Origin of the sequence: Kitasatospora sp. NPDC048239 (assembly GCF_043202015.1) — a bacterium.
Lineage (GTDB): Bacteria > Actinomycetota > Actinomycetes > Streptomycetales > Streptomycetaceae > Kitasatospora.
In genome coordinates this window covers 288914-314510 of sequence record NZ_JBICZP010000007.1, presented here as the reverse complement: position 1 = coordinate 314510, position 25597 = coordinate 288914, and the positions used below count along the sequence as shown (strand labels likewise).

The 25597-nt window shown below is 76.1% G+C and carries 21 protein-coding genes; 12 read left to right on the top strand and 9 right to left on the bottom strand.

Features of this window, described 5'->3' with window-relative positions; translation table 11 throughout:
* The first annotated feature begins 87 nt into the window (after window positions 1–87).
* The 5 genes from ACGFZP_RS21675 to ACGFZP_RS21655 all read left to right on the top strand — a co-directional run bounded on the left by ACGFZP_RS21675 (window position 88) and on the right by ACGFZP_RS21655 (window position 5507).
* Window positions 88–282, top strand: a complete 195-nt coding sequence (locus ACGFZP_RS21675) for a hypothetical protein (protein ID WP_392935331.1) — start codon at window positions 88–90, stop codon at window positions 280–282.
* 146 nt (window positions 283–428) lie between these two features.
* Complete coding sequence (bla, locus tag ACGFZP_RS21670; protein WP_392935329.1) at window positions 429–1355, top strand: class A beta-lactamase; 927 nt, start codon at window positions 429–431, stop codon at window positions 1353–1355.
* A 267-nt stretch (window positions 1356–1622) separates the two neighbouring features.
* On the top strand, window positions 1623–2021 hold the full coding sequence (locus tag ACGFZP_RS21665) for a hypothetical protein (RefSeq protein ID WP_392935326.1): 399 nt from the start codon (window positions 1623–1625) through the stop codon (window positions 2019–2021).
* 184 nt (window positions 2022–2205) lie between these two features.
* Entirely contained in the window at window positions 2206–5163 is a 2958-nt protein-coding gene (locus ACGFZP_RS21660) for an ATP-binding protein (protein ID WP_392935324.1), read from the top strand.
* Window positions 5164–5345: 182 nt separating this feature from the next.
* Window positions 5346–5507 (top strand): hypothetical protein, encoded by a 162-nt coding sequence (locus ACGFZP_RS21655; RefSeq protein WP_392935321.1) that lies wholly within the window; start codon window positions 5346–5348, stop codon window positions 5505–5507.
* 36 nt (window positions 5508–5543) lie between these two features.
* On the opposite strand, the gene ACGFZP_RS21650 is transcribed toward ACGFZP_RS21655, so the two are convergent.
* Window positions 5544–6137 carry an MBL fold metallo-hydrolase gene (locus ACGFZP_RS21650; RefSeq protein WP_392935319.1) on the bottom strand — a complete coding sequence of 198 codons (594 nt, stop codon included), beginning with the start codon at window positions 6135–6137 and terminating at the stop codon, window positions 5544–5546.
* A 138-nt stretch (window positions 6138–6275) separates the two neighbouring features.
* Between ACGFZP_RS21650 and ACGFZP_RS21645 the strand changes: the two genes are divergently transcribed.
* Both ACGFZP_RS21645 and ACGFZP_RS21640 read left to right on the top strand, forming a co-directional pair.
* Window positions 6276–7184 carry a GlxA family transcriptional regulator gene (locus ACGFZP_RS21645; RefSeq protein ID WP_392935555.1) on the top strand — a complete coding sequence of 303 codons (909 nt, stop codon included), beginning with the start codon at window positions 6276–6278 and terminating at the stop codon, window positions 7182–7184.
* A gap of 116 nt (window positions 7185–7300) precedes the next feature.
* Window positions 7301–7993 (top strand): signal protein, encoded by a 693-nt coding sequence (locus ACGFZP_RS21640; RefSeq protein ID WP_392935317.1) that lies wholly within the window; start codon window positions 7301–7303, stop codon window positions 7991–7993.
* A gap of 58 nt (window positions 7994–8051) precedes the next feature.
* Here the strand turns inward: ACGFZP_RS21640 and ACGFZP_RS21635 are convergent, their stop codons facing one another.
* From ACGFZP_RS21635 to ACGFZP_RS21620, 4 genes are all read right to left on the bottom strand, one after another.
* On the bottom strand, window positions 8052–9491 hold the full coding sequence (locus tag ACGFZP_RS21635; RefSeq protein WP_392935552.1) for an oxygenase MpaB family protein: 1440 nt from the start codon (window positions 9489–9491) through the stop codon (window positions 8052–8054).
* Between the two features lie 119 nt (window positions 9492–9610).
* Window positions 9611–10363, bottom strand: coding sequence for a polyprenyl diphosphate synthase (gene uppS, locus ACGFZP_RS21630; protein WP_392935550.1), 753 nt, complete (start codon window positions 10361–10363; stop codon window positions 9611–9613).
* 439 nt (window positions 10364–10802) lie between these two features.
* Window positions 10803–11021, bottom strand: coding sequence for a hypothetical protein (locus ACGFZP_RS21625; RefSeq protein WP_392935316.1), 219 nt, complete (start codon window positions 11019–11021; stop codon window positions 10803–10805).
* A gap of 206 nt (window positions 11022–11227) precedes the next feature.
* Entirely contained in the window at window positions 11228–11530 is a 303-nt protein-coding gene (locus tag ACGFZP_RS21620; RefSeq protein ID WP_392935313.1) for a YkvA family protein, read from the bottom strand.
* Between the two features lie 225 nt (window positions 11531–11755).
* Between ACGFZP_RS21620 and ACGFZP_RS21615 the strand changes: the two genes are divergently transcribed.
* Window positions 11756–12484, top strand: a complete 729-nt coding sequence (locus ACGFZP_RS21615) for a ribonuclease H (RefSeq protein WP_392935312.1) — start codon at window positions 11756–11758, stop codon at window positions 12482–12484.
* A 64-nt stretch (window positions 12485–12548) separates the two neighbouring features.
* Here the strand turns inward: ACGFZP_RS21615 and ACGFZP_RS21610 are convergent, their stop codons facing one another.
* Window positions 12549–13196 (bottom strand): DedA family protein, encoded by a 648-nt coding sequence (locus ACGFZP_RS21610; protein ID WP_392935309.1) that lies wholly within the window; start codon window positions 13194–13196, stop codon window positions 12549–12551.
* A gap of 458 nt (window positions 13197–13654) precedes the next feature.
* Here ACGFZP_RS21610 and ACGFZP_RS21605 point away from each other — a divergent pair, with 458 nt between their 5' ends.
* The 3 genes from ACGFZP_RS21605 to ACGFZP_RS21595 all read left to right on the top strand — a co-directional run bounded on the left by ACGFZP_RS21605 (window position 13655) and on the right by ACGFZP_RS21595 (window position 17439).
* Window positions 13655–16432, top strand: a complete 2778-nt coding sequence (locus tag ACGFZP_RS21605; protein ID WP_392935306.1) for a M4 family metallopeptidase — start codon at window positions 13655–13657, stop codon at window positions 16430–16432.
* 206 nt (window positions 16433–16638) lie between these two features.
* On the top strand, window positions 16639–17223 hold the full coding sequence (locus ACGFZP_RS21600; RefSeq protein WP_392935304.1) for a hypothetical protein: 585 nt from the start codon (window positions 16639–16641) through the stop codon (window positions 17221–17223).
* 90 nt (window positions 17224–17313) lie between these two features.
* On the top strand, window positions 17314–17439 hold the full coding sequence (locus tag ACGFZP_RS21595; protein WP_392935302.1) for a hypothetical protein: 126 nt from the start codon (window positions 17314–17316) through the stop codon (window positions 17437–17439).
* On the opposite strand, the gene ACGFZP_RS21590 is transcribed toward ACGFZP_RS21595, so the two are convergent.
* Together ACGFZP_RS21590 and ACGFZP_RS21585 are read right to left on the bottom strand one after the other, a co-directional pair.
* The gene (locus tag ACGFZP_RS21590; protein WP_392935299.1) at window positions 17430–18557 is read right to left on the bottom strand and encodes an AI-2E family transporter; all 1128 of its coding nucleotides are present in this window, start codon (window positions 18555–18557) and stop codon (window positions 17430–17432) included. The two genes, ACGFZP_RS21595 and ACGFZP_RS21590, sit on opposite strands and share 10 nt — an antisense overlap.
* A gap of 186 nt (window positions 18558–18743) precedes the next feature.
* A complete protein-coding gene (locus ACGFZP_RS21585) occupies window positions 18744–21605 on the bottom strand; it encodes a hypothetical protein (RefSeq protein ID WP_392935297.1) in 2862 nt (953 codons plus the stop codon).
* A 517-nt stretch (window positions 21606–22122) separates the two neighbouring features.
* On the opposite strand from ACGFZP_RS21585, the gene ACGFZP_RS21580 reads away from it, so the two are divergent.
* Complete coding sequence (locus ACGFZP_RS21580; protein ID WP_392935295.1) at window positions 22123–24201, top strand: transglycosylase domain-containing protein; 2079 nt, start codon at window positions 22123–22125, stop codon at window positions 24199–24201.
* Window positions 24202–24300: 99 nt separating this feature from the next.
* Here ACGFZP_RS21580 and ACGFZP_RS21575 read toward each other — a convergent pair whose 3' ends face one another.
* The gene (locus ACGFZP_RS21575) at window positions 24301–25200 is read right to left on the bottom strand and encodes a spherulation-specific family 4 protein (protein ID WP_392935292.1); all 900 of its coding nucleotides are present in this window, start codon (window positions 25198–25200) and stop codon (window positions 24301–24303) included.
* Window positions 25201–25597 lie beyond the last annotated feature (397 nt).

The following is a 25597-nucleotide window of genomic DNA, read 5'->3' as shown; positions in this document are numbered from 1 at the left end:
CTGATAGCCACCACCACCGTCGGCGCCGGCACCTGCTCGGCCGCGACCCCGGGCGTCCACGGCCTGCTGCCTGCCGTCGACCGCGAGGTGCGGTTCGACGCGGACGGCACCACCACGTACGCCACCGTCCAGGTGCCCGCCCACCGCGCGGGCCACCGGACGGCCGCGGCCCTGCTCCTGCCCGGCAGCGGCCCCACCGACCGCGACGGCAACGAACCGCCCGGGCTCACCGCGTCGACCCCCGCCCTCGTGGCCGCCACCCAGCGCCGTGACGGCGTGTGAGGCGGATCACTCCACGGGCCCGTACGGTCGGCGGGCGGGAACGGGCGCCTGCGGATCCGCGTCCCCATCAGGGATGAACGGGCCTGGACGGCCCGAGAAGGGACGGCCGTCGTGCCCGGTGGCCGCACGAGCGAAGGGAATCGGCCATGGAATCGCGTCCGGGTCGGCGTGGGGTTCTTGCCGGGGTCGCTGCGACGGCCCTCACCGTCGTCCTGCCGGCCGGGGGGACGGCCTTCGCGCAGGAGGCGGCCTTCGCGCAGGAGGCGGGCGACGAGGGGATCGCGGGGCGGCTGCGCGCTCTCGAACAGGCGCATTCCGCGCGCCTGGGGGTCTTCGCGTGGGCGGCGGGCACCGGCAGGACGGTCCGGTACCGCGCGGACGAGCTGTTCCCGATGTGCTCGACGTTCAAGACGATCGCCGCGGCCGCCGTCCTGAGGGACCTCGACCGGGACGGGGAGTTCCTCGCGAGGCGCATCCGGTACACGCAGAAGGACCTCACGGACTCGGGCTACGCGCCGATCACCGGACTGCCCGGGAACCTCGCCGACGGCATGACCGTCGCGGACCTGTGCGCGGCCGCCATCGGCTACAGCGACAACACCGCGGCGAACCTCCTGCTGCGCGAGCTCGGCGGCCCCGGGGCGGTCACCCGCTTCTGCCGTTCCCTCGGGGACGGGGTGACCCGGCTCGACCGGTGGGAGCCCGAGCTGAACTCGGCGGAGCCGGGGCGGGTGACCGACACCTCCAGCCCCCGTGCGATCGGCCGGACCTACGCCCGGCTCGCGCTGGGGGAGGCCCTGGAGGCGCGGGACCGCGAGCGGCTGACCGGGTGGCTGCTCGCCAACACCACCGGCGGCAACCGCCTGCGGGCGGGGCTGCCCGCGGGCTGGACCATCGCGGACAAGACCGGTACCGGCCGCTACGGCACCGCCAACGACGTGGGCATCGCCTGGCCGCCCGGCCGGGGGCCGATCGTGATGGCGGTCCTGTCCACCCGGGACGGCGCCGCCGCACCCGTGGACGAGCCGCTGGTCGCCGAGACCGCCGCGCTGCTGGCAGCGGCCCTGGCCTGACCGCCGGCGGCGGCCGCCGGCGGGGCCCCGCCGGGCCTGCGAACAGGTACGGGGCGAGAGATAGGTAGTCCCCCGCATTGTTCCCCTGGCGGTTCCCGAGGTCCGCTTGACCATCTGCCCGGGGCGCCCCACGGGTCACAGCGGCCACCGGAGCGCCGGAGCGCCGGACGGTACCGCGTCCGGCGCGGCCGCGGCCCTCCCGTCGCACCGGCCTCCACGGCAGGCTCCCGCACACGGCTTCACGACAGCAAGGCCAGGTGAAACGGCATGGACGACGCCCGCACGCCGGCGAGACCGCTCCGCCGATCCGCGATGTACCTGCGGTGCCACCCGTACGACACCCGCGAGGCGCAGTACGTGCGCACCGCCATGGAGATGCTGGCCGCCCGGCTGGGACTGCCCCTCCCGGAGGGCTACGCCGACCACGGCCGGTCCGCCAGGGGCCCGCTGCCCGCCCTGGAGAACCTGGTGGCGGCGGCCGAGCAGGGGTGGGTCGACGTCGTCCTGGTCCCCGGGCCGTTCGTGTTCTCGCTCGACGACCGCGTCGCCGCGGCGACCGTCGCCCGGCTGGCGCGGGCGGGCTGCGAGGTCGTCGAGACACCGGGCCGCGTCGTGCGGCCCGCGGAGCGGGTCCTGGGCGGTGTTCCGGCCGGCCTGCCCGGGTGAGGGCGGGCCGTGCCGCGAGGGCGGCCGCACCCCGCCGGTGGCCGCGCCGCGCCGCAGTCCGTGCCGCGCCGCAGTCCGGGGGCCGACCGGCCGGGCCCGCCCGCGCGGGGCAGGGGCATCATAGGGTCATGCCCGCCCCGACCGGACCCGCCGTCCGCCACCACCGTCCCAAGGCACCGCGGCGATGAGCCGGCCCCAGCCGCCGGCCGCCCACGGCACCGGATTCGCGTTCGTCGGCCGCGAGGGCGTGCTGGCCCGCGCCCGTGAGGCGCTGTCCCACCCGTCGGCCGTGCTGGTCGTCGAGGGCGAGGCCGGCATCGGCAAGTCGCGCCTGGTGGCCGAGGCCGTCGCGGCCCGGGCCGGGCAGGGGCGTGCCGTCCTCGCCGGCCTCTGCCACCCGCTGCGCGAACCGCTGCCCTTCGGCCCGGTGGTCGACGCGCTGCGGGACGCCGCCGCGCTGCTGCCCCCGCCCGGGGACCTCCCGCCCAGCACCGGGGCGCTGCGCTGGGTGCTGCCCGATCTCGCCCCGGCCCTGCCCCCCGCGCCGTCCGGCGGCGAGGGCCTGCTCTCCGGGCGCCATCTGCTGGCCCAGGGACTGCGCGCGCTGCTCGGCGCGCTCGACGACCCGGTCCTGGTGATCGAGGACCTGCACTGGGCCGACGACGCGACGCGCGACCTGCTGCTCCAGCTGGCCCGCGACATGCCGCCGCGGCTCGCCCTGGCGGTCACCTACCGTGCCGAGGACATGGCGCCCGACACCCCGGCGTTCGGCGCGGCCTACCGGCGCCCGCCCGGTGTGGCCGGCGCGGTGATCCGGCTGGGCCCGCTGACCGAGCCGGACGTCCACGAGCTGGCCCGCGCCGCGCTCGGCCCGCGCGCCACCTCCGACCTCGCCCGGGTGCTCTTCGAGCGCAGCCAGGGGCTGCCCCTGACCGCCGAGGAGGATCTGCTCGCCATCGCCGAACGGCCCCGGCCCGAGGGCCGCTCCGGCGGCCGTCCCGGCGGCGGCGACCAGGCCCCCGACCTGGCCGCCGACCTGGCCCGGCGCGATGTGCCGCAGGGGCTGCGGGACGCCGTCACCGAACGGCTCGCCCGCCTCGGCGCAGGCGGCGACGCCGTGGTGGCGGCCGCCGCCGTCCTCGCCGTCCCCGCGGACGAGGACCTGCTGGCGGCCGTCGCCGGGCTGGACGCCGCCACCGGGGCGAACGGCCTGACGCAGGCCCTGCACGCGGCCGTCCTGCACGAGACCGCCCCCGACCGCTACGCCTTCCGCCACGTGCTGGCCCAGCAGGTCGCCTACCAGCGGGTTCCCGGCCCGCAGCGCCGGGTCCTGCACCGCAGGGCGGTCGAGGCCCTGGACACCCGCGTCCCGCGGCCGCTGGTCCAGATCGCCCACCACACGCTGGCCACCGGCGACCACCGGGCCTGGCAGGACCTCGCCCAGGCCGCCGCGGACCAGGCGGTGGCCCTCGGCGATCCGGGCAGCGCCCGGACGATGCTGCGCGGCCTCCTCGACGAACCGGGCCTCGACCCGCAGCGGCGCGGCCGCGCCGCGCTGGCCCTGGCCCGGATCGCGGCCGACGACGTCGACCCGGCGGCCAGCATCCAGGTCCTGAGCGGCATGATCGCCGACCCCCGGCTCCCGGTCGCCGACCGCGGCGAGATCCGCCTCGCGCTCGGCTTCCTCACCGCCGTGCACAGCGGCAACCGGGCCGGGTTCGACCGGATCCGCGACGCCCTGGAGGAGCTGGAGGAGCGCCCCGCCCGGGCGGCCCGGGCCATGGTGGCGATCGCCATGGACGAACGCGACGGCGCCGGCCGGCAGGCGGCGGCCTGGCTGTCGCGGGCGGAGGGCCTGCTGGCGGCCAATCCGGACGAGGACGTGGCCGCCGCGGTGCGGGCCACCTCCCTCACCTTCCTGGCCCGGGACGGCGACCCGGCGGTGTGGGACCGGCTGGACGAGCTGCCCCGCGCCTCCGAGCGCCCGGAGGTCATGCGCCAGACCACCCGGGCGCTGTACAACGCGGGTGAGATCGCCATCGAGCTCGGCTACGACCGCCGGGCCTCCCACCTGCTGGCGGAGAGCCGGCGGCTGGCCCGGCAGACGGCCATCCCGTACCTGGAGTGCTACAGCCGCCTCGCGCTGATCCGGCTGGACATGCTGGCCGGCCACTGGCAGGGGCTGGAGCAGCGCTTCGACAGCCTGGGCGCGGAGTTCGACGACCTGGCGATGGCCGGGGCCGAGCGCTCCCTGCTGCTCGGGCGCCTGGCCGCCGCGCGCGGCCGGCTGGCCCTGGCCCGCGAGGAGTTCGAGATCGCCGGCCGGTACGGCCAGCGGGAGTCCCAGGTCACCGCCGCCCTGCGCGCGGCGGCCGGTCTCGCGGGCCTGCAGCTGCTGGAGGGCGACGCCGTCGCGGCCGCCGCCACGGTCGGCCCCGCCCTCACCACCGCGCGCCAGGCCGGCGCCTGGGCCCGTACCGCCGAGCTCCTGCCGGTGGCCGTCGAGGCGCTCATCGCGACCGGCGGCCACGCCCTGGCGGGCGCCGTCGCCGAGGAGGCCGCGGACGCCCTCACCGGCCGGGACGCGCCCGCCGTGGCGGCGGCCCTCGACCTCGCCCGGGGCCTGCTGCTGACCGAGGCCGGGGAGCCCGGCGCCGAGCAGGCGTTCACCCGGGCCCGGGACCAGTGGCACGACATCGGCCGGCCGTACGAGGCGGCCCGCGCCGACGAGCGGATCGCCGCCGCGCTCGCCCCGCAGGACCGCGCCCGGGCCGCCGAGCGGATCGCCGCCGCGGAGCGGGTCTACCTCGCCGTGGCGGCGACCTCCGACACCGCCCGCTGCCAGAAGCTCCGCCGCGACCTTGACCTCGGCGGCACCGGCTCGCCGGGGCGCCGCGGCTACGGCAAGCGCCTGTCGCCGCGCGAGCGGCAGGTCGCGGAGCTGCTCGCGCAGGGGGCCGGCAACCAGGACATCGCCCAGGCCCTGTTCCTCTCCCCCCGGACCGTCGAGCACCACGTGGCGAACGTGCTCCACAAGCTGGGTGCGAGCCGCGGCGAGACGGCGCGGGCGCTCGCGAAGGCCGACGCGCAGGAGGCCGACGGACAGGAGGCCTGGGACGGCGCGGCGGGGAGGGCGCTCTGACCTGCGGGCCGCCGCCGCCCGGCCCGTCCGGTTCGCGGACGGCCCACCCAGTGTTCGCCCGGGCCGGTAGGTAGTCCCCCGCATTGATCCGGCGGCTGCGGGCCGGTTCCCTGGAGTGGCCGGCGAGAGGGTTGCCGGCGAGGAGGGCCGCCGTGCCCCCGACCGGGAAAGGCTCCGCCGACATGAGCGCACGTCACCACTCGCTGAATCCGCCCGCCGCGCCGCTGTACGGCACGGAGCACGCCCGTGCCACGGTGTGGATCTCCCCCTCCCCCCGCCGGGGCGCCAACCACCCGCTCGCCCTGGTCCGGCTGGCCAGGCTGAGCCGCCCCGGCACGGTCTGAGGCGGGAGGCCGGATGGGCCGGCGGGTGCAGGGTCTCTAGCGCGGCACGGTGTCGTCGGCCTTGAACGGGGCGCCGTGGCCGGGCACGATCAGGTCCGCGGCGGCCAGGACCCGCAGCCGGGAGGCGCGCAGTACCTCGCGGTCCGGGGCCACCGGGTCGTCCGCCGGCCCCTCCGAGTGCCACCACAGGTCGCCGGCGAACGCCACCACGCCCGAGTCCGTGCCCGCCAGCAGGGTGATGTCCTCGGCGCTGTGCCCCGGGGTGCGGATCAGCCGTAGCGACGGGGTGAGCTCGTAGCCCTCCGCGTCCCGGTTGCGCCACTGGTCGCCCAGGTACTCCACCTTGTGGTCGTGCACCCGGGCGCGGCCGAACAGGCCCACGTTCATGGTGTTGTCCGGGTGGTGGTGGCTGAGCACCACGTCGGTGATGTCGTCGGGGCCGAGCCCCAGCTCGGCGAGCGGGCCGAGGATGCGGTCGGGGCCCGCGACCATGCCCGGGTCGAAGATCACGTGTCGGCCGGCGTCGGAGACGTAGGAGACGGTGGCGGCGACCCCGGGGCCGGTGGAGCCCACGTAGCCGGTGGTCAGGACCTGGTACACGGCGCTGCGGCCGAGCGGTGCGTCTGTCATGGCTCCATCCTTCCGGGCGGGCCGGCCGCCCACGAGTGGCACTGATGCCACTGATCGCAGGATTCGTGCCAGGCGTGCCAGACTGCTCCCGTGCCGCCTTTCACGACCGTCGCCGCGTACGCCCCGCCCGGAGTCGGCATGCTCGCCGTCGGCATCGTCGCGGAGGTGTTCGGCCCGCACGGGGAGGCGCTGCCCGGCTTCGACTTCGCCCTGTGCACCGACCGGCCCGGGCCGGTGCCCACCGACCTCGGTGTGCCGCTCACGATCGCGCACGGCCTGGACCGGCTGGCCGGCGCCGACCTGGTGATCGCCCTGCCGTGGGCCGGCTTCCGCACTCCGCCCGGTCCCGCCGTGCTCGACGCGCTGTCGGCCGCGCACGGGCGCGGCGCGCTGGTCGCCGCCCACTGCGTCGGCACGTTCGCGCTCGCCGCCGCCGGGCTGCTCGACGGCCGGCGGGCCACCACCCACTGGCGGTTCGCCGAGCTGCTGGCCCGCCGGCACCCGGCCGTCGCCGTCGAACCCGACGCCCTGTACATCGACGAGGGGCGGATCACCACGGGCGCGGGGGCCGCCGCGGGCTTCGACCTGTGCCTGCACCTGCTGCGGCGCGAGTACGGCGCCGCGATGGCCAACGCCGTCGCCCGGGACATGGTGCTGGCGTCCCACCGCGACGGCGGGCAGGCCCAGTACCTGGCCGCCCCCGTCCCCGAGGACTGCCAGGACGAGCGCCTCGCCGAGGTGCTGGCCTGGGCCCGCACCCACCTCCACGAGCCGCTCCCCGTCGCGGACCTGGCCCGGCGCGCCGTGATGAGCAAGCGCTCCTTCGCCCGCCGCTTCGCCGCCGCGACCGGGACCACCCCGCACGCCTGGCTGCGGGGCCTGCGGCTGAGCAGCGCCGAGGAGCTCCTGGAGACCACGGACCTGCCGGTCGAGGAGATCGCCCGCCGGGTCGGGTACGGGAGCGCGGCCGTCCTGCGCGAACAGTTCGTGCGCCGCCGGGGAGTCCCGCCCCGCTCCTACCGCCGCTCCTTCACGAGCACCCCGTAGCGGACGGGCGCGCGCCCTGGCGAACAGCGTGCGCCTTGCCGATCCGCCACCGGGCCGGAGCAGCCGGCGGGGAGGTGCCGGGAGGTCTCCGACATGCCTCCCGTACGATTCCGATCATGCGTCCCGGTCGAATTCCCGTGCTGTTCTCCGCGGTTCTGGCCCTGGTCAGCGCCTGCTCCAGCGCGGTGGACCCCACCCCTGCAACGTCCTCGGCACCCGGCGCGGAAGCCCGGACGAGCGCCGAACCGTCGCCCGAGCCCACCCGCGTCGACCTGCGCGCCCTCACCCCGGCCGAGCTCCAGGGCCGCTGGTGGAGCTGGGCCGCGTCGATCGAGTCCGGTCGCAACCCGGTGGTCGACCCGGACGGCCGGTTCTGCGGCGAGCAGCAGAAGGACGGCATCTGGCTGTTGGCGGGCACCTTCGGCAGGACGGTCACCCGCGCCTGCACCCTGCCCGTGAACACGCAGATCGCCTTCCCGGTGCTCAACCTGTACGGACCGGCCGCGGACTGCCTGCCCTTCATGAACGACGCGAAGGGCAGCGCCGTCCTGGACGGCCGGAACCTGCCGATCGAGGAGCTGGGCGCAACCCCGATCACCATGAACACGGTTCGGGGCAACCCCGTCTCCGACAAGCCGGGCTACTTCTTCACCTACTCCTGCGGCCTCTGGGTGCGCCTCGACCCGCTCGCACCCGGCCGCCACGAGATCGTCTTCCGCGGGTCCTCCGGGGACTTCTCGGTCGGCGTCGACTACTCGCTCACCGTCACCGACCAGACCCCGTCGCCGTCCTTGTCGCAGTCCGTGTAGGCGGGGCGCCCTGCGTGCTCCGGCGGCGGGGCGCGCGCGCCCGGGCGCCCCGCCGGGGTCAGGCCTGGGCGAGCAGCGGGTCGTAGGCGGTGGAGCGCCGGCGGCCCGCCATGAAGGCGAGGAAGTCCTTGACGAAGGCGGCCCGCGAGTACGTCCCGTCCGGGTCGAGCAGCTCGCGCCGGAAGCCGGTGCGGAACAGGGCGCGGTACTCGTCCGCGTCGATGGACTGGTTGCCGTCGGCGTCGGTCACGTCGAACAGCACCTCGGCGACCCGGATCAGGGCCGGGCCGGCGAGGGAGGGGACCGCCTGCGCGTACTCCTGCCGGCTGATCCGGCCGTCGCCGTCGGTGTCGAGCGTCGACTGGAGCTCCCGCCACCACGCGGCGTAAGCGGCGTAGAGCCTGGTCTCCTCCGGCTCGTCCAGGTCCAGGCGCCCGGACAGCTCCCGTGCCATGGCCGCGAGGTCGGGCCAGTCCAGGTAGCCGTTCCCGGTCTGGTCCAGCACGGTGTCGAAGAACTCCTCGGCGCCGCGCTGCGACCGGCCGTCCGGTGCCGGGCGCCCGGCCGACCGTCCGGGGCCGGGCCGGTCGGGCTCGTCCGGCAGCGGGGTGACCAGCCGCAGGAACGCACCGAACCGCTTCATCCCGTCGCCCACGGCGGCCAGTGTCCTGGCCCTGGGGTCGTCGCTGTCGGGTGACAGGGAGAGCAGGTCGAGGAGGTTCTCGGCGGTGAGCCAGCCGTCCGGCAGCAGACGTGCCGCGCCCAGGGCCAGATAGGCGCTCTGGGTCAGCGCCTGGGCGCCGGGGAGCTCGGTCAGCCCGGCCCGCCTGCGGAACGCCTCCGGGAGGGAGGCGACCGTGACCACGCCGATCGTCGGCCCGGCCAGGGCGCGCCCGGCCGCCCACACCGTGGGCAGGCCCGCCAGCAGGGGCGGCGCCGGGAGGTGGTCGAAGAGGTGGTAGAGGATCGTGCGCAGCGCCTCGGTGTTCTCCAGCTCCTCCTCGACCACCCGGTCGTAGTACGGCCAGAAGTCCCGCAGGGATTCGGGGAGCCGGCCGGCGGAGTCGCCCATCACCGCCTGGAAGGCCCGGAACTGCGCGTACAGCTCCTCCATCGCGGCCTGGTCGAGCGGCCGCCCGCTCCAGCGGAACATGGTGACGGCGCTCTCGAACATGGTGGCGACCACCCACGCGCGGGCCGCCGGGTCCATGGCGTCGTAGGGCCTGTTCGCGGTGTCGGTGCCGTTCAGCCGGGCGTGCATCCGGTTGAGCCGGGCCGCCTCGCGCTCCCGGGCCGGTTCGTCCGTGCCGGTCATCCGCTGCAGGCTGCGCAGGGTGTTGGTCAGCCGCCGCCAGGGGTGCGTGACGAAGGTGGAGCTGTCGACCAGGGCCGCGCCGATCTGCGGGTGGGCGGCCTCCAGGACCGTGGCCCGGATCATGGCCACGGCCCAGCACGGGTCGTCGAAGAGCCGGTGGAACCTCGTCCCGGGGCCGAACAGCGGTCCCGGCCGCGCGGCGGACCCGGCGTCGGGCTCGGCGGTGGGTGCGCCCGTTTCGGGGGCGGGCTCCGTTTCGGGGGCGGGCTCCCGGCTGCCCGGGTGGTTGCCGGTGGTCTGGGTCACGGCCTGGGTTCTCCGTTCGTGTCGGCCGCCACCGCGCCGAACCGGCGGTGGCGTCGCTGATAGGTGTCGAGGCACTCCAGGAAGTGCGTGGCGCGGAAGTCGGGCCACAGCACCGATGGGAAGACCCACTCGGCATAGGCGACCTGCCAGAGCATGAAGTTCGAGATGCGCTGCTCCCCCGAGGTCCGGATGACCAGGTCCACGTCCGGGGTGTCGGGGAAGGGCAGATGGGCCGCGAAGCAGTCCTCGTCCACGGCCTCGGGCGCCGCGCCGCTGCGGATCAGCGAGCGCGCGGCCTCGACGATGTCCCGGCGCCCGCCGTGGTCGAACGCCACGGTCAGCGTCATGCCCCGGTTGCGGCTGGTGAGCGTCGTCAGGTCGTCGAAGTCCCGGGCCAGTGCGGCCGGGATCCGCGGGTCGGCGCCCCCGAGGAAGCGGCAGCGGATGCCGCGTGCGTGCAGCAGCGGCGCGTGTTTGCGCACGACCCGGCGCACCAGGCGCAGGAGGTAGTCGACCTCCTCGCCGGGGCGGTGCCAGTTCTCGGTGGAGAAGGCGTACAGGCTGAGCCACCGCACGCCGGCCGACCGGGCCGACTCGATGACGTCGATCACCGTCGCCTCGGCGGCGCGGTGGCCGGAGGTGCGCGGCAGGTCGCGCCGCGCCGCCCAGCGGCCGTTGCCGTCCATGACGCAGGCCACGTGGTGCGGGGCCGTGCCCGGCCGTGCCCCGGCGCCCTGCCGCGGCACCACCGCGCCCAGGGGCGGGGCGGGACCTCCGAAGACCTGTTCCACCGCCACCGCCGCCCCTCCGATCGCCGCCGGCCCGCGATCCCCGCGAACCCGTCAGCAGCGTGCCGGTGGCCGGCCCGGCGTGTCCGGCACTCGGGGGATCTTCACCCGATCAGGTAACGGGCCCGGCGCCGTTGCCGAACGGCGGTTCTACCCGGCGTCGGCCCGCAGGTGGGGGCTTGGAGACGGGCAGTCGGCCGAGACCGCGGGGACGGGGGGCACTCCGCGGTCCCGGCCGTGGGAGGCACCGGCCGTACGGAGGCGCGGCCGGGCTGCTCAGCAGCCCGTCAAGGGGGTGGTGGGGCTGCTGTGACCGGAATGCTAGACCCGCCCGATGACCATGAAAAGGGCTTTGACCTGCAATTTTTCGGCCGCGAACATGCCAGGAAGCCGGGGCCGATCAGATCTGCCGGTCCGGGTCGGAGAAGGTGAGGCCGCCGATCGCGAGCGGGTGCCGGGCCGGGGCGGGTTCGGCCACGGTCTCGCCCGGCGGCTGGCGGAAGTCGGCGCCCTGTTCGAGCGGCGGCAGCCGGCGCGCGCCGGGCTGGGCGGGCACCGAAGCGTCGGCGGCGGGCTCGGAGAAGGCGGGCAGCGCGAGGCTGCGACGGTCAGGGGTCATGATCCCAGTCTCGCAGCACGGGCCGACGAAGTGGGCCGGAGCCCCGTCGCTGCCGCCGCCCGGGCCCGCGGACCCGCCTCGATACGCCCCGCGTCCGCCCCGCGTCCGCCCCGCGTCCGCCCCGCGTCCGCCCCGCGTCCGCCCCGCGTCCGGCCCGCGGCCGGGCTGCCGGGCCGGCTTCCGCGGACCCCGGCGCAGGACGCGCGTCAGCGCTTGGGCTGCGGGATCCCCTCGGGAGCGCCGACCCGGAGTCCGGCCTTGCCCAGCGCGCGCAGCGCCACCAGCAGGAAGCCGATGTCGTCCAGCAGGACGGGGTCGGGCAGCAGGTCCACGGGGCTGACCAGGTAGGCGATCGACGCCCAGAACAGGACCTTGGTCGACATCGGGATGCCGGTCGCCCCCAGCAGCCGCCGGACCCGGATCAGCTTGACGACCAGGACGACCGCCACCACCGCGGTGACCGCGACGAGGCCTGCGGCCACCCACCAGAACACGCTCGTGCCGTCCATCCGCTGCCCCTTCCGCCCGGAGTCGCCGGGGAACTTGTCCCGTCTTTCGGCAGAGCGTGCGCGCGATCGGGCGACGCCGGCCTTCCCCTCGACGATACGGGTACCGCCGGGCCCGCGTCCGGTCATCTGCGCCGGGGCCGGCCTGCCCGCCGGACCCACGGGTCCAGGCCGGGCCCGGCCTGAGGGCGGTACGCCCCGGCCCCGGGACGCTGGCATGATCGCCGTATGGCAGAACGCATCATCAGCGCATGTGACGGCGCTTCGAAGGGCAACCCGGGACCGGCCGGCTGGGCCTGGGTCATCGCCGGGGCCGACGGCCGGCCGGAGCGCTGGGAGGCCGGTCCGCTCGGCCGCGCGACCAACAACGTCGCCGAACTGACCGCGCTGAAGGAGCTGCTGGGCGCGGTCGGGCCGGGCACGCCGCTGGAGGTGCGGATGGACTCCCAGTACGCGATGAAGGCGGTCACCCAGTGGCTGCCCGGCTGGCGCCGCAAGGGCTGGAAGACCGCCGCCGGGACGCCGGTCGCCAACAAGGACCTGATCGTGGCGATCGACGCCCTGCTGGCCGAGCGCGACGTCGAGTTCGTCTACGTCCCCGCGCACCAGGTGGACGGCGACCCGCTGAACGCCTTCGCCGACCGGGCGGCGAGCGACACGGCGGTGGCCCAGCAGCCCGCGGGCACCTCCCTCGGCTCCGCCGCGCCCGACCTGCGCGCGGAGTCGGCGCCGCCCGCCCGCAGGGGCTCGGCCGGGTCCGCGGCCGGGTCCGCGGGGCAGGCGCCGCGGGCCCGGTCGGGCGGCAGGCCGGGCGGCGCCTCCGCGGGCGGCCGGACCAAGGCCAAGTTCCCCGGCGCGTGCCGCTGCGGGCGCTCCTACGCCGTCGGCGACCCGATCGCCAAGAACCCGGACGGCTGGGGGCACCCGGACTGCGCGAAGGCCGCCGCCTCCGCCTGACCCGGCCGGGATCCGCCGCAGGGGCCCCGCCGCCCGCCCGCCCCGGTGCGGGCGGCGGCGGCGCTCACCCGCCGTCCGGCGGGGTCCGCGGCCCCTTGCGGGGGTGCAGCAGCAGCGGGAGGAGCGAGAGCACCACGACCGCTCCCACCAGCAGCCACAGGTAGTGCTCGATCCCGGGGACGGCGGCGCCCAGCCAGTAGCCCGCGAGGACCAGGGACTGCGACCAGAGCACGCCGCCGACGATCTGCCAGAGGGTGAAGGTGCGGGTGGGCACGTCGAGCATGCCCGCCAGCGGGCTGAGCACCGTGCGGACCAGCGGTACGAAGCGGCCGATCACGATCGCCTTGCGGTAGCCGTAGCGGCGCAGCAGCGCCTCCCCTCGGGCGGCGGCCGCTTTCAGGCGTCCGCTGCGGGTGCGGGCCAGGAGCGGGCGGCCGCCGTGGCGTCCGAGCAGGAAGCCCAGCTGTGCCCCGGCGATCGCGCCGACGGCGGCGCAGAGCATCACCTGCCAGAGGGACAGGTGGGGTCCGGTCCGGCCGCCGGCGGCGCAGAGCACTCCGGCGGGCAGGAGCAGGGTGTCGCCGGGGAGCAGGAAGCCCACCACCAGCAGGCCCGACTCGGCGAAGACGACCACCAGGACGGCCAGGGCTCCGAAGGCGGCGAGCAGGGAGTCCCCGCTCGTCGGGTCGACGGCGAGCAGGGGCCCGGTCATCGGGGCCCGGTCGCGGCCGCCCGGTGGTTCGGGGGTCGTCCTGCGGGGGAACCGGGCACGTCTCGACCGTACTCGGGCGGCCGGGACGCCCGCCACAGCAGGAGGCGGGGCCGCAGAACGGCCGCGCGGCGGCGGGCGGGCCGCAGAACGGCCGCGCGGCGGCGGGCGGGCCGCAGAACGGCCGCGCGGCGCGGCGGCGGGCGGGGCCGCAGCGGGGGTGTAACGGGGTGGGGCCGGGGGCGGTTCACCGGTGGGGGCGGTTTCTGCGGCCGGGGGCGGTCGGTGCCCGTTCGGACACGGGGCGCGGGTGCCGGTGCGCAGGGGTTGCGGCCCCCCGCTGCACTTTCTCCCGGCGGCCTGGACGGGCCGGGCGTCCACGATCGAGCATCGGGTGACCCTTCGTCACATCCCTGCTCCCGCAGCGCTTATGCCGCTGCCGATCCCCGTGGAGGACCGCAGTGCACCACCGTTCCCGTCCGGCGGCCAAGGCCTTCGGCGCGGGCGCCGCCCTGAGCCTGGCGCTGGCGCTCACCCTGGCCTCCTCCCCCGCCCTGGCCGCGCCGCCGGGCCCGGCGGCCGAACCCGATCCCGTCCCCGGCCTGGTGGCCGGCGAGGGCACCGCCGCCCCGCAGTTGGTGACCGGGCTGTCCGAGGCGGCGCCCGGCGGTCCGGTGGAGGCGGCCCGGGCCCATCTCGCGGCCCGCTCCGACCGGTACCGGATCGACCCGGGGGAGCTGGCCGAGCTCGCGGTCGAGCGCACGGCCGAGGGCCGGCAGACCGTCAGATTCCAGCAGTACCACGGCGGTATACCGGTCCTCGGCGGGCAGTACCTGGTCCGCCTCGTCGGCGAGGGGGCCGGCCAGCGGGTGGAGTCGGTCGGCGGCAAGTACTTCACCGGGCTCACCGCGCCGACCGCCCCCGCCGTGCCCGCCGCGACCCTGCGGCGGCTGGCGCTCGACTCGCTCAGGGACCCGCGGGCCCGCTCCGGGGCCACCGCCGAGGACCGCGGCCCGGTCGTCCTGCCGGGCGGCGCCGGGCGGCTCGCCCAGCACTTCACCGTGCGCGCCGCCGACCCGGCGGCCGGGGGCCCGCTGGTCCGCGAGGTCTACGTGGACGCCACCCGCGGTGTGGTCGCCCTCGCCCACGACGCCGCCTCCCCGTACCAGGCCGAGGGCGCCGGCGCCGCCCGTGCCGCGGCCGCCGCCGGGCCCCCGGGGGCCGCCGCGGAGCCCGCCACGGGGACCGCCCCCGACTTCCTCGGCCGTACCGTGCCGGTGAACATCGCCCGGCAGCCGGACGGGGGTTACCGGCTCGTCGACCTCACCCGGCCCGCCACCATCTCCACCTACGACGGGGAGGGGCGGGACTACACGGAGTTCGGCGCACTGCCCGAGGGCGGCCTGCCGGTCGGCTCCCCCGGCCCGGACTTCCCCGCGTCCGCCGGTACCAGCGGCACCACCGACGCCCACCTCAACGCCGCCGCCGTGTACGACTTCTACCGCGACCGGCTGGGCCGGGCGGGCGTGGACGGCAAGGGCAGCCCGATCATGTCCGTGGTGAACGTGGGCAGCGGCGGCAAGTCCTTCCCGAACGCCACCTGGGACGGGCGGAAGATGATCTACGGCAACGGCGACGCCAAGTACCGCCAGTTCGCCGTGGCGCTCGACGTGGCCGGCCACGAGATGACCCACGGCGTCATCCAGCACACCGCCGACCTGCAGTACTCCGGGCAGTCCGGTGCGATGAACGAGGCGATCGCCGACTACTTCGGCAACGCCGTCCAGGTGACCGCCCACAAGGTGCCGATGACCGACCCGAGGGCCGCGCTGCTCGGCGAGGACCTCTGCCGCACCGGCACCCCGGAGGAGTGCGCGGGGCGCCGGCTGGACGACCGCCGCACCACGGTGGACGACTACCTCGGCACCGGCCTCGACCTCGACAGCGGCGGGGTGCACCTCAACTCCACCATCTTCGGCGGGGCGTTGTGGGACATCCGGCGCACCCTGGACCCGCTCACCGCCGACCGGCTGGTCTACCGCGCGCTCGCCGAGTACCTCACCCCGCTGGACGACTTCGTCGACGGGCGCAACGCCGTCCTCGCCGCGGGCCGCTCGCTCGGCCTCGGCCGCTCCGAACTCCGCGCGGTGGCGGCGGCGTTCGACGCGCACGGGATCCGGGCCGGCTGGCAGGGCCGGATCGCGGCGGACAGCCGTGCGCTGCTGCGCGGCGCCTCCACCCCGGTCGGGCCGGCCGCCGGCGGCGGCCACTGGGTGATGGGCAACGCCGAGGACCCGACCGGCCAGGGCGGGGTCGCCCTGTACACCGGCTCCACCACCGCGCCCGGCACCCCGACCCGGCTCAGCCCCGAGGACGGCCGGATCCACGGCTGGGCCGCCACCGACGGGAAGTCCGCCGTCTGGCTGGCGATCGGGCCGGACGCCACCGGTACCTGGGGGACGGAGGTCCTGACCCGGCCGCTGTCCGGCGGTCCGGTGCGCAGCGTCTTCCAGTCCTCGAAGCTGTCCCCCGGCAGCGTGCGGATATCCGGCGGGGACATCGCCTTCGTGGCGACCGACGGCGAGAGCGGCCGCAGCCGGGTCCAGCTCTCGCGCAACGGCGCCGCGCCGGTGGAGATCCCGCTGCCCGAGGGCCACGGCCTGCCGCCGTACGCCCTCTCCTCCCTCACCTTCAAGGACGGCCTGCTCGGCTGGATCGAGGCCTGGACGACCGGGGAGGCGACGGTCCAGGCGCCGACGGTGTTCTCGGTCGCCGCCGGCCGGGTCACCGCGCAGTACCCGGTCAGCACCCCGAGCGGCGGCAGGGCTCCCTACCTCTCGACGCCGCTGCTCGCGGGCGGGCGGCTGCTGTGGCTGCAGGCCCCGGCCGACCCCGACGCCGGGACGGCCATCCGCTCCGGGGCCGTGGACGGCTCCGGTGTGAGCGAGCTGCTGTCCGGGGGTGCGCCGTACACCCCGTCGGACACCGAACTCACCGCCTCCGAGCAGGCCGTGACGTTCCAGCACCGCGGCGCCCGGCCGAGCGGCGGTTGGTCGAACGCCGCGTTCCCCAAGCTGTACCAGCTCCCGGTCGCCGGCGGCACGCCGGTGCGGGTCTCCTGCAACCGGGGCGGCCAGCTCCACCCCGCCGCCGACCAGGGCTCCCGGGTGGTCTGGCTGGACTCCACCCCCGGCCGCGACGACCTCGTGGTCCGAGGCCGCCCGGCCGGGTCCTGCTGACCGGCCCTGCGCAGGGCCGTCCCGGGGCCGCGCTGCTGTCGGCCGACTGCCGGCGCTGACCGCCGCGGCGCCCGCCCGGCCCGTCCCTGCTGGGGCTGGGCCGGGCGGGTGGGGTCCGGCGGTGTACCGGTGTGGCCGCGGGGGGTGGGGGCGGTCGGGGGCGGGAGGCTGGTGCCCGGCAGGCGGACAGGCAGGGAGGGCGAGCATTGGGCGGGCGCAGCAGTCGGGGTGTGCGCGGCCCGCTGGCCGCGGGCAAGGACCGGGCGGCCGGGGATCCCGGGGTGCTGGGGACCGCGCTGGCCGTGGTGCTGGCGTTCTCGCTCGCGCAGGGCTCGTGGCAGTGGTTCTCCACCTATCTCGGGGTGACGCTGCTCGTGGTGGTGCTGTCGTTCGGCCGTGTGCCGGTGCCGGTGGCGGGCCGGCGGGCCTCCTACGGGTGGAGTCTGGCGGCGTACTCGCTGGTCGTGGGTCTGTGCGTGGCGCTGGCGGTGGCTCCGGCGCTGCAGCGCTGGGACTGGCTGTTCCCGGTGCCGGGTGCCCGGCACGGGTGTGTGGAGTCCGGCCGGTACGAGAGTCTGCGGACGCAGGCCGCGCTGGGGGATCTGGCCGGTCGTGACGTTGTCGCGTTGGCGTACACGCAGCGGGAGCAGAGCCGCCAGGTGGTCGACGTCTGTCTGGCGGCGACGACGACGCGGTGGCTGCCGGTGTACGCGCTGGGGGCGGCGCTGCTGGTCGGGGCGGGGGCGTGGGTGCGGACCAGGGAGCGGCGGGCGGCGCCCGGAGCCGGTTGAGCCGGCCCCGGCAGCGGGGAGCGCGCGCCGGTCGGCCTCCTGGCGCAGGGACCGGTCCTGTACGGGTGAACCCGTCCCGTCGCCCGCGCCGTGTACCAGAAGCAGGGCACGACCGTCATCGGCGCGGTGACGCTGCTGGTGCTGGTCCACCTGGTCACCACCCTGGTCGTGGACGTGCTGTACGCCGTGCTCGACCCCCGGAGCCGCTACGAGTGAGCGGAGTCGCCGGCCCGGGCCGGCCGCGGTGGCGGCGCCGGGCGTGCCGGGCGCAGTTCGGCGTAGACCGACCAGGCCACCGAGGTGGCGGGGACGGCGACCACGGCGCCGATCACCCCGGCCGCGATGCTGCCGGCGAGGACGGCGACCGCGACCACCACGGGGTGCAGGCTGACGGCCCGGCTCATCACCAGGGGGTGGAGCAGGTGGCCCTCGATCTGGCCGATCACCACGATCAGCAGCAGCACCACGATGGCGGTCACCGGGCCGCGGGCGGCCAGTGCCACGAGGGAGGCGACCAGCATCGCGACCGGTGAGCCGACCAGGGGGACGAAGGAGGCGAGGAACTCCAGCACGGTCAGCGGCAGGGCGAGCGGAACGCCGAGGAGGACCAGGGCGATGCCGACCATGATCGCGTTGCTGGCGGCGACGATGAAGATGCCCCGGGTGTAGCCGGCGAAGGTCCGCCAGGCCGCCCGGCCGCCCCGGTCGAGGTGGTCGGCGGCGGCGGGCGGCAGCTGGGCGGCGGTCCACCGCCACATCCGCTCCCCGGAGTGCAGGAAGAACACCGACATGAAGAGGGCGAGCGCGGCGCCCGTGGCCACCTCGAACACCCGGTGGGCGCCGCTGACGGCCGTGCTGATCAGGGTGGAGCGGTGCTTGGCGGCGAAGTCGGAGATCTTGTGCTGGAGGTCGTCGAAGACGGTGGGGTCGAGGCGCAGGGGCGGTCTCTGCAGGACCCGTTCCAGCCGGTCCAGGCCGCCCTGGAACTCCTTGGTCAGGCGGTCCACGTCGTCCGCGACGCTCTCGCCGATCAGGGTGAGCAGTCCGGCCGGTACCAGGATCGCCACGGCCAGGCCGATCAGCACCGCGAGCGGGCGCGGGACGGCGCGGGCGGCCAGGTCGACCACGGGCCGGATCACCGAGGTGATCACCAGGGCGAGGAAGGCGGCCAGCGTGATCAGGTGGAACCGTCCCAGCACCGTCAGCACCAGGTAGGCGGCCGCCGCGACGACGAGCAGCCGCCAGGCGTAGTCGGACAGGCGGCGCAGTGCCGGGCCCGCGCCGGCGGGGGTCGCGGGGCCGGGCCGGCGGGGTCTGGGCGGCCTCACCGGCATGCCGCGCCGCCGCAGGGGGTCGGGCCGCCCGGGGTCGGGGGCCTGCCGTGGGGCCGGGGGCTGCTGGGGTGCGAAGGCGACATGAACCCTGGATAGCGGGTGGAGCGCCGTGCGGGGTGTTCCCGCGCCGACGGGCACCCGCCGTGCGGTCGATCCTTCACCCGGCTCCGGGGCGGGCGCGGGGGGTCAGGGGCGGTCGCCGACCCGTAGGTGGGTGGCGAGCTGGCGGCGGCCGCCGGTGAGGGCCTCGATGAGGACGGTGAGGGTGGTCAGCGCGGCGAGGGCGGCCGCCGGCAGCAGGAGCGGGGCGGGGGCGGGGCGCAGGCTGGTCGGGACGGGGGCTCCGACCAGGGTGGACAGGTCGACGGCCGGTCCGAGCAGGGTGACGGCGGCCAGTGCGGCGAGGGTGCCGCCGACCGCGGCCGTGAGGGTCTGCGGCAGTGTCTCGGCGAGGATGAGCGCCAGGCCCTGGCGGGGCCGCAGGCCCATGGTGCGCAGTCGGGCGAGGACGGCGGCCCGGTCGGGGGCGGCGCGCAGCAGGGTGAGCAGGACGGCGAGCAGGGTGAGCGCCGCGGCGGCGGTGACGGCGTGCCGGAAGAGGCGGCCTGCGGCGTCCTGGAGCGGGTCCTTGGCGAGGTCGGCGGTGACGGAGGCGCTGGTGCGGGTGACGTAGCCGCTGCGCAGGGCTTCGGGGTCGTTGCCGATCACGGCGGCGGAGGCGGTCGGGCCGGCGGACGGGGCGCCGGGGTCGGAGAGGATCGAGGGCGGCAGTTGGCGGACGAGTCCGGCGAGGGCCGGCTCGTCGATGTGGCCGACGGCGAACCAGTGGGTGGCCCGGTCGAGTTCCGGTAGCGCGGCGGTGGCGGCGGGGGTGGGCAGGACGACGAAGGGGCGGGTGGCGCCGGGCAGGGCGGGGGTGGCGTCGAGGGCGCCGGCGCTGGTGGCGAGGATCTCGCCGCCGCTGGGCAGCCGGATCCGGTGGCCGCCGGGGCCGAGGTGGCGTGCGAGGTCGTTGCTGAACAGGGCGGGGACGGTGGGCGTTCCGGTGGGCGGGGTGGCGAGCGCGGCCGGGTCGAAGGCGCCCGCGCCGACGGTCCGGGCGATCCGTGCGTACGCCTGCGGTTCGGCGACGACCAGGGTGACCTGGGTGGCGTGGGGGTCGACTCCGGTGCCGACGCCCGGGAAGCCTTCGAGCAGGAACGCCTCGCTCTCCAGCCGGGCGGCGGTGGCGGCGGTGACTCCGGGCAGGGCGGCGGCGGCCGGGCCGAAGCCGGGGGGCAGGGTGAGGCCGGTGGGCGCGGCGACGGAGGCGTCCGCGCCGACGGTGAGCCGGGCGGCCCGCTGGCGGGCGAGGTCGACGCCGCCCAGCACGCTCGTGCCGAAGCCGGCGGTGGTGACGGCGAGGACCAGGGCGAGCAGGGGCAGTGCGGAGGGGCGGGGGCGGCCGTCGCTGCCGCGGGCGGCGCGGGCCAGGCCGAGGAAGCCCACCACTCCGGGGGTGCGGACGGCCGTGCGGGCCAGTGCACCGGCGAGGAGGGGCAGGGTTCGTGCCAGCAGCAGTGCCGCGGTGAGGGCGATCAGCAGGGGTGCGGCGACGAGCAGCAGGTCGGGGTCGTCGCCGGGGGGTGCGGCGCCGCGGCGCCGGACGCCGGCCACGGCGGCGGCGGTGAGGGCGAGGACGGCGAGTTCGGCGGTCAGCCGGCCGCGCCGGGCGGCTTTGCCGCGGTGCTGTCGGGCCGGCGGCAGTGCGGCCCGGACGGGGGCGGTGAGCAGCGCGAGGAGGGTGGTGAGCAGGGCGGCGGTGGCGGCGGCACTCCAGCGGGGGGTGGGCAGCAGCCACAGCGCCAGCGCGGTGGCGGCCGCGGCGGCGGGGAGCACGCCCGCCGCGCCTTCGCCGAGCAGGCGCAGCAGGAGGCCTGGGCCGGAGCCGCCGCGGGCGCGCAGCAGGCGCAGTTCGGCGCCGCGTCGTTCGATGGTGAGGGCGGTGGCCAGGGCGAGGACGACGCCGGCGATCCCGGCGACGGCCGCCGGTCCGATCAGGGCCAGTGGGGCGACGGCGGCCTGGCGGAGGGCGGCCTGGCGCAGGTGGCCGGGCAGCCTGGAGGTGGTCGACAGGCTGGGGCGGTCGATGGCGGCCATCAGCCGGGTGGCGGTGGGGCCGGTGAGGTAGGAGGCGAGGTCCCGTTGGGCGTCGGGCAGCCGGTCGGTGCGCAGGGCGCCGGTGTCGACGGGCAGCCGCCAGAAGTCGCGGGCCTGGCGGCCCCAGGCGGCGAGGGACGGCAGGTTGTCGCCGCCGACGACCCCGGCGGTGTGCCAGTGCCGGACGTTCGGTTCGCTGAGGGAGCGTTCCAGGCAGGCCCGGCCGGTGCAGGGCAGGTCGGACCAGTAGGGGTCGCTCTGGTCGGTGACGGTGTAGAGGCCGCTCACCCGGACTTTCTTGGTGGGTGCGGAGTCGTCCTCGAGGACGGCGCCGAGGCGGATGCCCATGGTCTCGGCGGCGGCGCGGCTGACGGCGATGGGGATCGGGTCGCCGGGGGCGGTGGCGCCGCTGGGCCAGCTGCCGGCGACCAGGGTGGTGTGGTCGGTGAGGCCGTGCAGGTAGAGCAGGTGCAGGGTGGGGGCGGTCTTGCCGTCCGGGCGATCCAGGCCGGGGGTGGTGAGCGCGCGGCGCTGGATGCCCTGGGCGCCGAAGACCGGTCCGGAGGGCGGTACGGAGAAGCCCGCGCCGGTCTGGGCGAGGAGCCGGCCGGCCACCTCCTCCAGGTCGGCGACGGTTTCGGGCCGGTCGTCCGGGGGTGCGGCGGTGGTGAGCAGGCTGGTCTCCAGCGGGCCGCGGTCGTGGAGGAAGTCGCGGAGCGCGTCGTCGGCGCCGCGGTCCAGGGCGCGGGGGAAGGCCGCGGCGAGGAACACCAGGACGAAGGCGAGGGCGGCGGTGAGCAGTGCGGCCGTGGGTGCCGTGCGCAGCCTGGTGCGCACCCAGGGGGCGGGGCGGTGGTCGCCGGTGGGGGCCGTGCGGGCGGGTCGGGTGCGGCGGGCGGGGGTGGTCACATGGTCCTCCGTCGGGTGGGACGGCGGTCACCGACGTTCCGTCACGGGATAGCGGACGATGCTGTCAGAGGTGGTGCCCGCAGGGGAAGGGTCCTGTGCGAAGCGTGTGCCGAAAGGGCAGATCCGGTGCGGCCGTCGGGGCAGCGGCCGGCCGGGGCCCCGGCCCGTGCAACGTTTCGCCCCGTCTGGCGCATCTTCATGGTGTCCGGGGTGGTGCGGATCCGTTTCGGGTCCGCACCACCGGGGGCAGCCGAATTCACTGCGGGTGGTTCGCGATCCCCTTTCACGACCATTCAGTATGTACACGAATGGCTGTTTTCGGGACCTCGGCCTGCTTTGTCACAGGGTTGTGACACCCTTGCACGCCAAGGCAATTCGATCCGCCGGGGGCGGCGGCTAGTGTTCCGACATGGCATCGAATCTCCCCCCGATACGGAATTCATCCGATGGCGCGCCGCTCCCCCCGCCGCGCAATTCGCCGCTTCGGCTGGCCCGCTACGGTGCGACGTTCCTGGGGGTGAGCGTGGTGTCGGGTGCGCTGCTCGCCGGTATGGCCCTGCCCGCCGCCGGGGCGCTCGGGCTGACCGCGAAGAACACGGCGGAGGGCTTCGACGACATCCCCGACGACTTCAGGACCCCGCCGCTCACCCAGGCCACCCAGATCTTCGACGCCAGGGGCGGCCTGATCGCCAAGGTGTACGAGCGCGACCGCACGGTGGTCACCGCCGACCAGATGTCCCCCCTGATGCGCCAGGCGCAGGTGGACATCGAGGACGCGCGCTTCTACGAGCACGGCGCCGTCGACCTCAAGGGCGTGCTCCGCGCGCTGAGCAAGAACGCCGAGAGCGGCACCGCCTCGCAGGGCGCCTCGACGCTGACCCAGCAGTACGTGAAGAACGTCAACGTCGAGAAGGCCGGCGACGACCAGGCCGCCGTCCAGGAGGCGCAGCGCAAGACCCTGGGCCGCAAGATCCAGGAGCTGAAGGTCGCGATCAAGCTGGAGGAGGATCTGACCAAGGACCAGATCCTCACCAACTACCTGAACATCACGTACTACGGGAACGGCGCCTACGGTGTGGAGGCCGCCTCCCAGCGCTACTTCGGCAAGAGCAACCGGGACCTGACGGTCGCCGAGGCGGCGACCCTGGCCGGGCTGGTGCAGAACCCGTCGGCCTACGACCCGCGGCTGCACCCGCAGGCCGCGCAGAACCGCCGCGACACCGTCATCGACAAGATGGTGGAGAACAGGCACATCACCGCGGAGCAGGCGAGGGAGGCGAAGGCCGCCCCGCTGGGCCTGAAGTACCGGGAGCCGCAGAACGGCTGCATCACCGCCAACGCCGGGACGGGCTTCTTCTGCGACTACGTCCGGCACGTGGTCAAGCAGGACCCGGTGTTCGGCAAGACCGCCGCCGAGCGCAAGAAGTTCTGGGACCAGGGCGGCCTGAACATCTACACCACCCTCGACCCGGACAAGCAGGCCGCCGCCCAGAGCGCGGTGAGCGACAACGTGCGCGTCACCGACAGCGTCTCGGCCGCCGCGACCATGGTCGAGCCGGGCAGCGGCAGGATCCTGGCGATGGCCCAGACCCGCCCGTACGGCCTGGACAAGGACAGGAACCAGACCGTCGTCAACCTCAACGTCGACGCGGCGATGGGCGGCGGAAACGGCTTCCAGCCCGGGTCCACGTTCAAGCCGGTCGTCGCGGCCGCGGCGCTGGAGGCGGGCCTGCCGGCGACCCGGGAGTACTCGTCCCCGAACAGGCTCGAGTACCCGACGATGAAGACCTGCTCGGGGACGTGGAAGAACGACTCCCGGCCCAAGGCCGTGGTGCCGAACGAATCCGCGAACGAGAAGGGCCCCTACCAGCTGAAGAAGGCGATGGCGCTCTCGGTCAACACCTACTTCGTGCAGATGGAGCAGGAGATCGGGCTCTGCCCGGTCAAGCAGATGGCCGACCGGCTCGGCATCACCGCCCGGGCCAGCGGCAAGCCCCTGGAGGAGGTCCCGGCGATGGCCCTGGGCGTCGGGGAGGTGAGCCCGCTGACCATGGCGAACGTCTACGCGACCTTCGCCGCCGAGGGCACGCACTGCGACCCGGTCGCCATCACCAGGATCACCACGGTGGACGGCCGGGACGTCCCCGCCCCCGCGGGCCGCTGCGAGCGGGTGCTCTCCGACACCACCGCGCAGGCGATCAACACCATCCTGAACGGCGTGACCGCGGACGGCACCGGCATGGCGCTCAACCTGGAGGGCGACCGGCAGATCGCCGGCAAGACCGGGACCTCGGACCGGAAGAAGGCCGCCTGGTTCAACGGCTACACCCCCCAGCTCGCCACCGCCGTCTGGCTCGGCGGCCCGAACGGCGGCGTCGAGATGCGCAACATCACCATCAACGGGAAGTACCGCACCGAGGTGTTCGGCGCCGACGGCCCCGGGCCGATCTGGCAGGACGCCATGAACCGGGCCCTGCGCGGCGCGCCCAAGCAGCCCCTGAAGATGGCCGACATCCCCGACCCGGCGCCCGCACCCGACCCGGGCCCCACCGGGACCGCCACCGCACCGGCCACCTCGCCGGCCGCGCAGCGCTGACCGTCGCGGTGGCGGGCGTCGGGACGGCCGGGCGGGTGCGAGCCCGGCCGGCCCGGCGCCGGCGCCCCGTCAGGCCTGGTCGGACCTGGTCGGACCTGCTCAGCCCTTGCTGGCCGCGTAGGCGGTCTCGGTGGCGAAGCCCCAGCCGGGGGCGGCGTCCCAGGGGATGTCCATGGCGTCGTCGGTGGCGTAGACGTAGCCGGCGCCGCGGGTGAAGGCGGTGTCCAGGGCGGTGCGCATGGCGGCCGCGTCCGGGGTGTCGTACACCAGGTGCCAGAACGCCGTGCCGCTCGGGTCCAGGGCGGCGCCGGAGTAGTAGCCGGCGGCGGGGTTGAAGACGTTGCCGCCCAGCCAGCCCGCGGCGTAGTCGGCGTAGGGGCCCTCGAAGGTCACGAAGACGTCGGCCGTGCGGTGGCCGGGCTCCAGGTAGCAGTCCGCGACGGCGGTGCCCGGGTTGTCCACGACCAGGTCCTGGGCCTGCGGCGATATCGCGTAGACGGTCTCCTGGACGTAGGCGCGCAGCGCCGCGTAGTAGTCCCGGGTGGCGTTGGCCGCCCCGCAGTCCCGTTCGGACTGGTCGAAGAAGATGCCGTCGACGTGCAGGCGGTGGTCGGCGGTCTTCAGGTAGTTGTCCACGGTGGCCCGGACCACGGCCTGCGGCAGCGTGCCGTGGGCGGTGTCGACGTAGCCCAGCACCCGGGTGCGGCCGCCGTGCGCGGTGGTGCCGGTGCGCAGGGCGTCGGCCTGCGCCTGCCAGGCGGCGTCGAACGGGGCGTAGCCGTTGTAGGGGTTGAGGATGACGATCGAGGGCGCGGGGCGGGTGGTCGGCAGGGCGGCCAGCATGGGGTCGCCGGGCAGCACGTAGGCCGGGACGGCGACCTCCAGGCCCCGCGGTCTTTCGGCGGCCGCCGCGGCACCGCCGCCGGGGGCCGCCACCGCGGTGGCGGCCAGCGCCGCGCCGGCCAGGAGTGCGGGCAGGGTCTTGGTGAACGAACGCATCGTGTCCCTTGATCGGAGAGGTGGCAGTCGGGTGATGGAGTCGAGGGGCGACGTCCCCCGCGGTGTCCGGGCGCGGCCATCCCCGCCCCCGGCGTCCCCCCGCACCCGGCCCGGGCGGGCCGAACGCCCCCATTCCTACCGCCCGCCCCCCACCCGGGTGGCCAACTTCGGTAGAACACAAGGAACTTCGTGGAAGCACCACCGCCCCGCGCCGATCGGTCGGCGCGGGGCGGGTGGGCCGGGCAGGGGCTAGCGCGGCGGGGTCGGGCAGTCCGTGTTGCTCAGGACCACCCGGGTGGCCTGCCGGGGGTCCAGCCAAGGCGAGCCCCACGGCCGCCCACGAGATGATCTTGAAGTTCTGCGGGCTGGTCCCGCAGCTCTACCACCAGGGATCCGG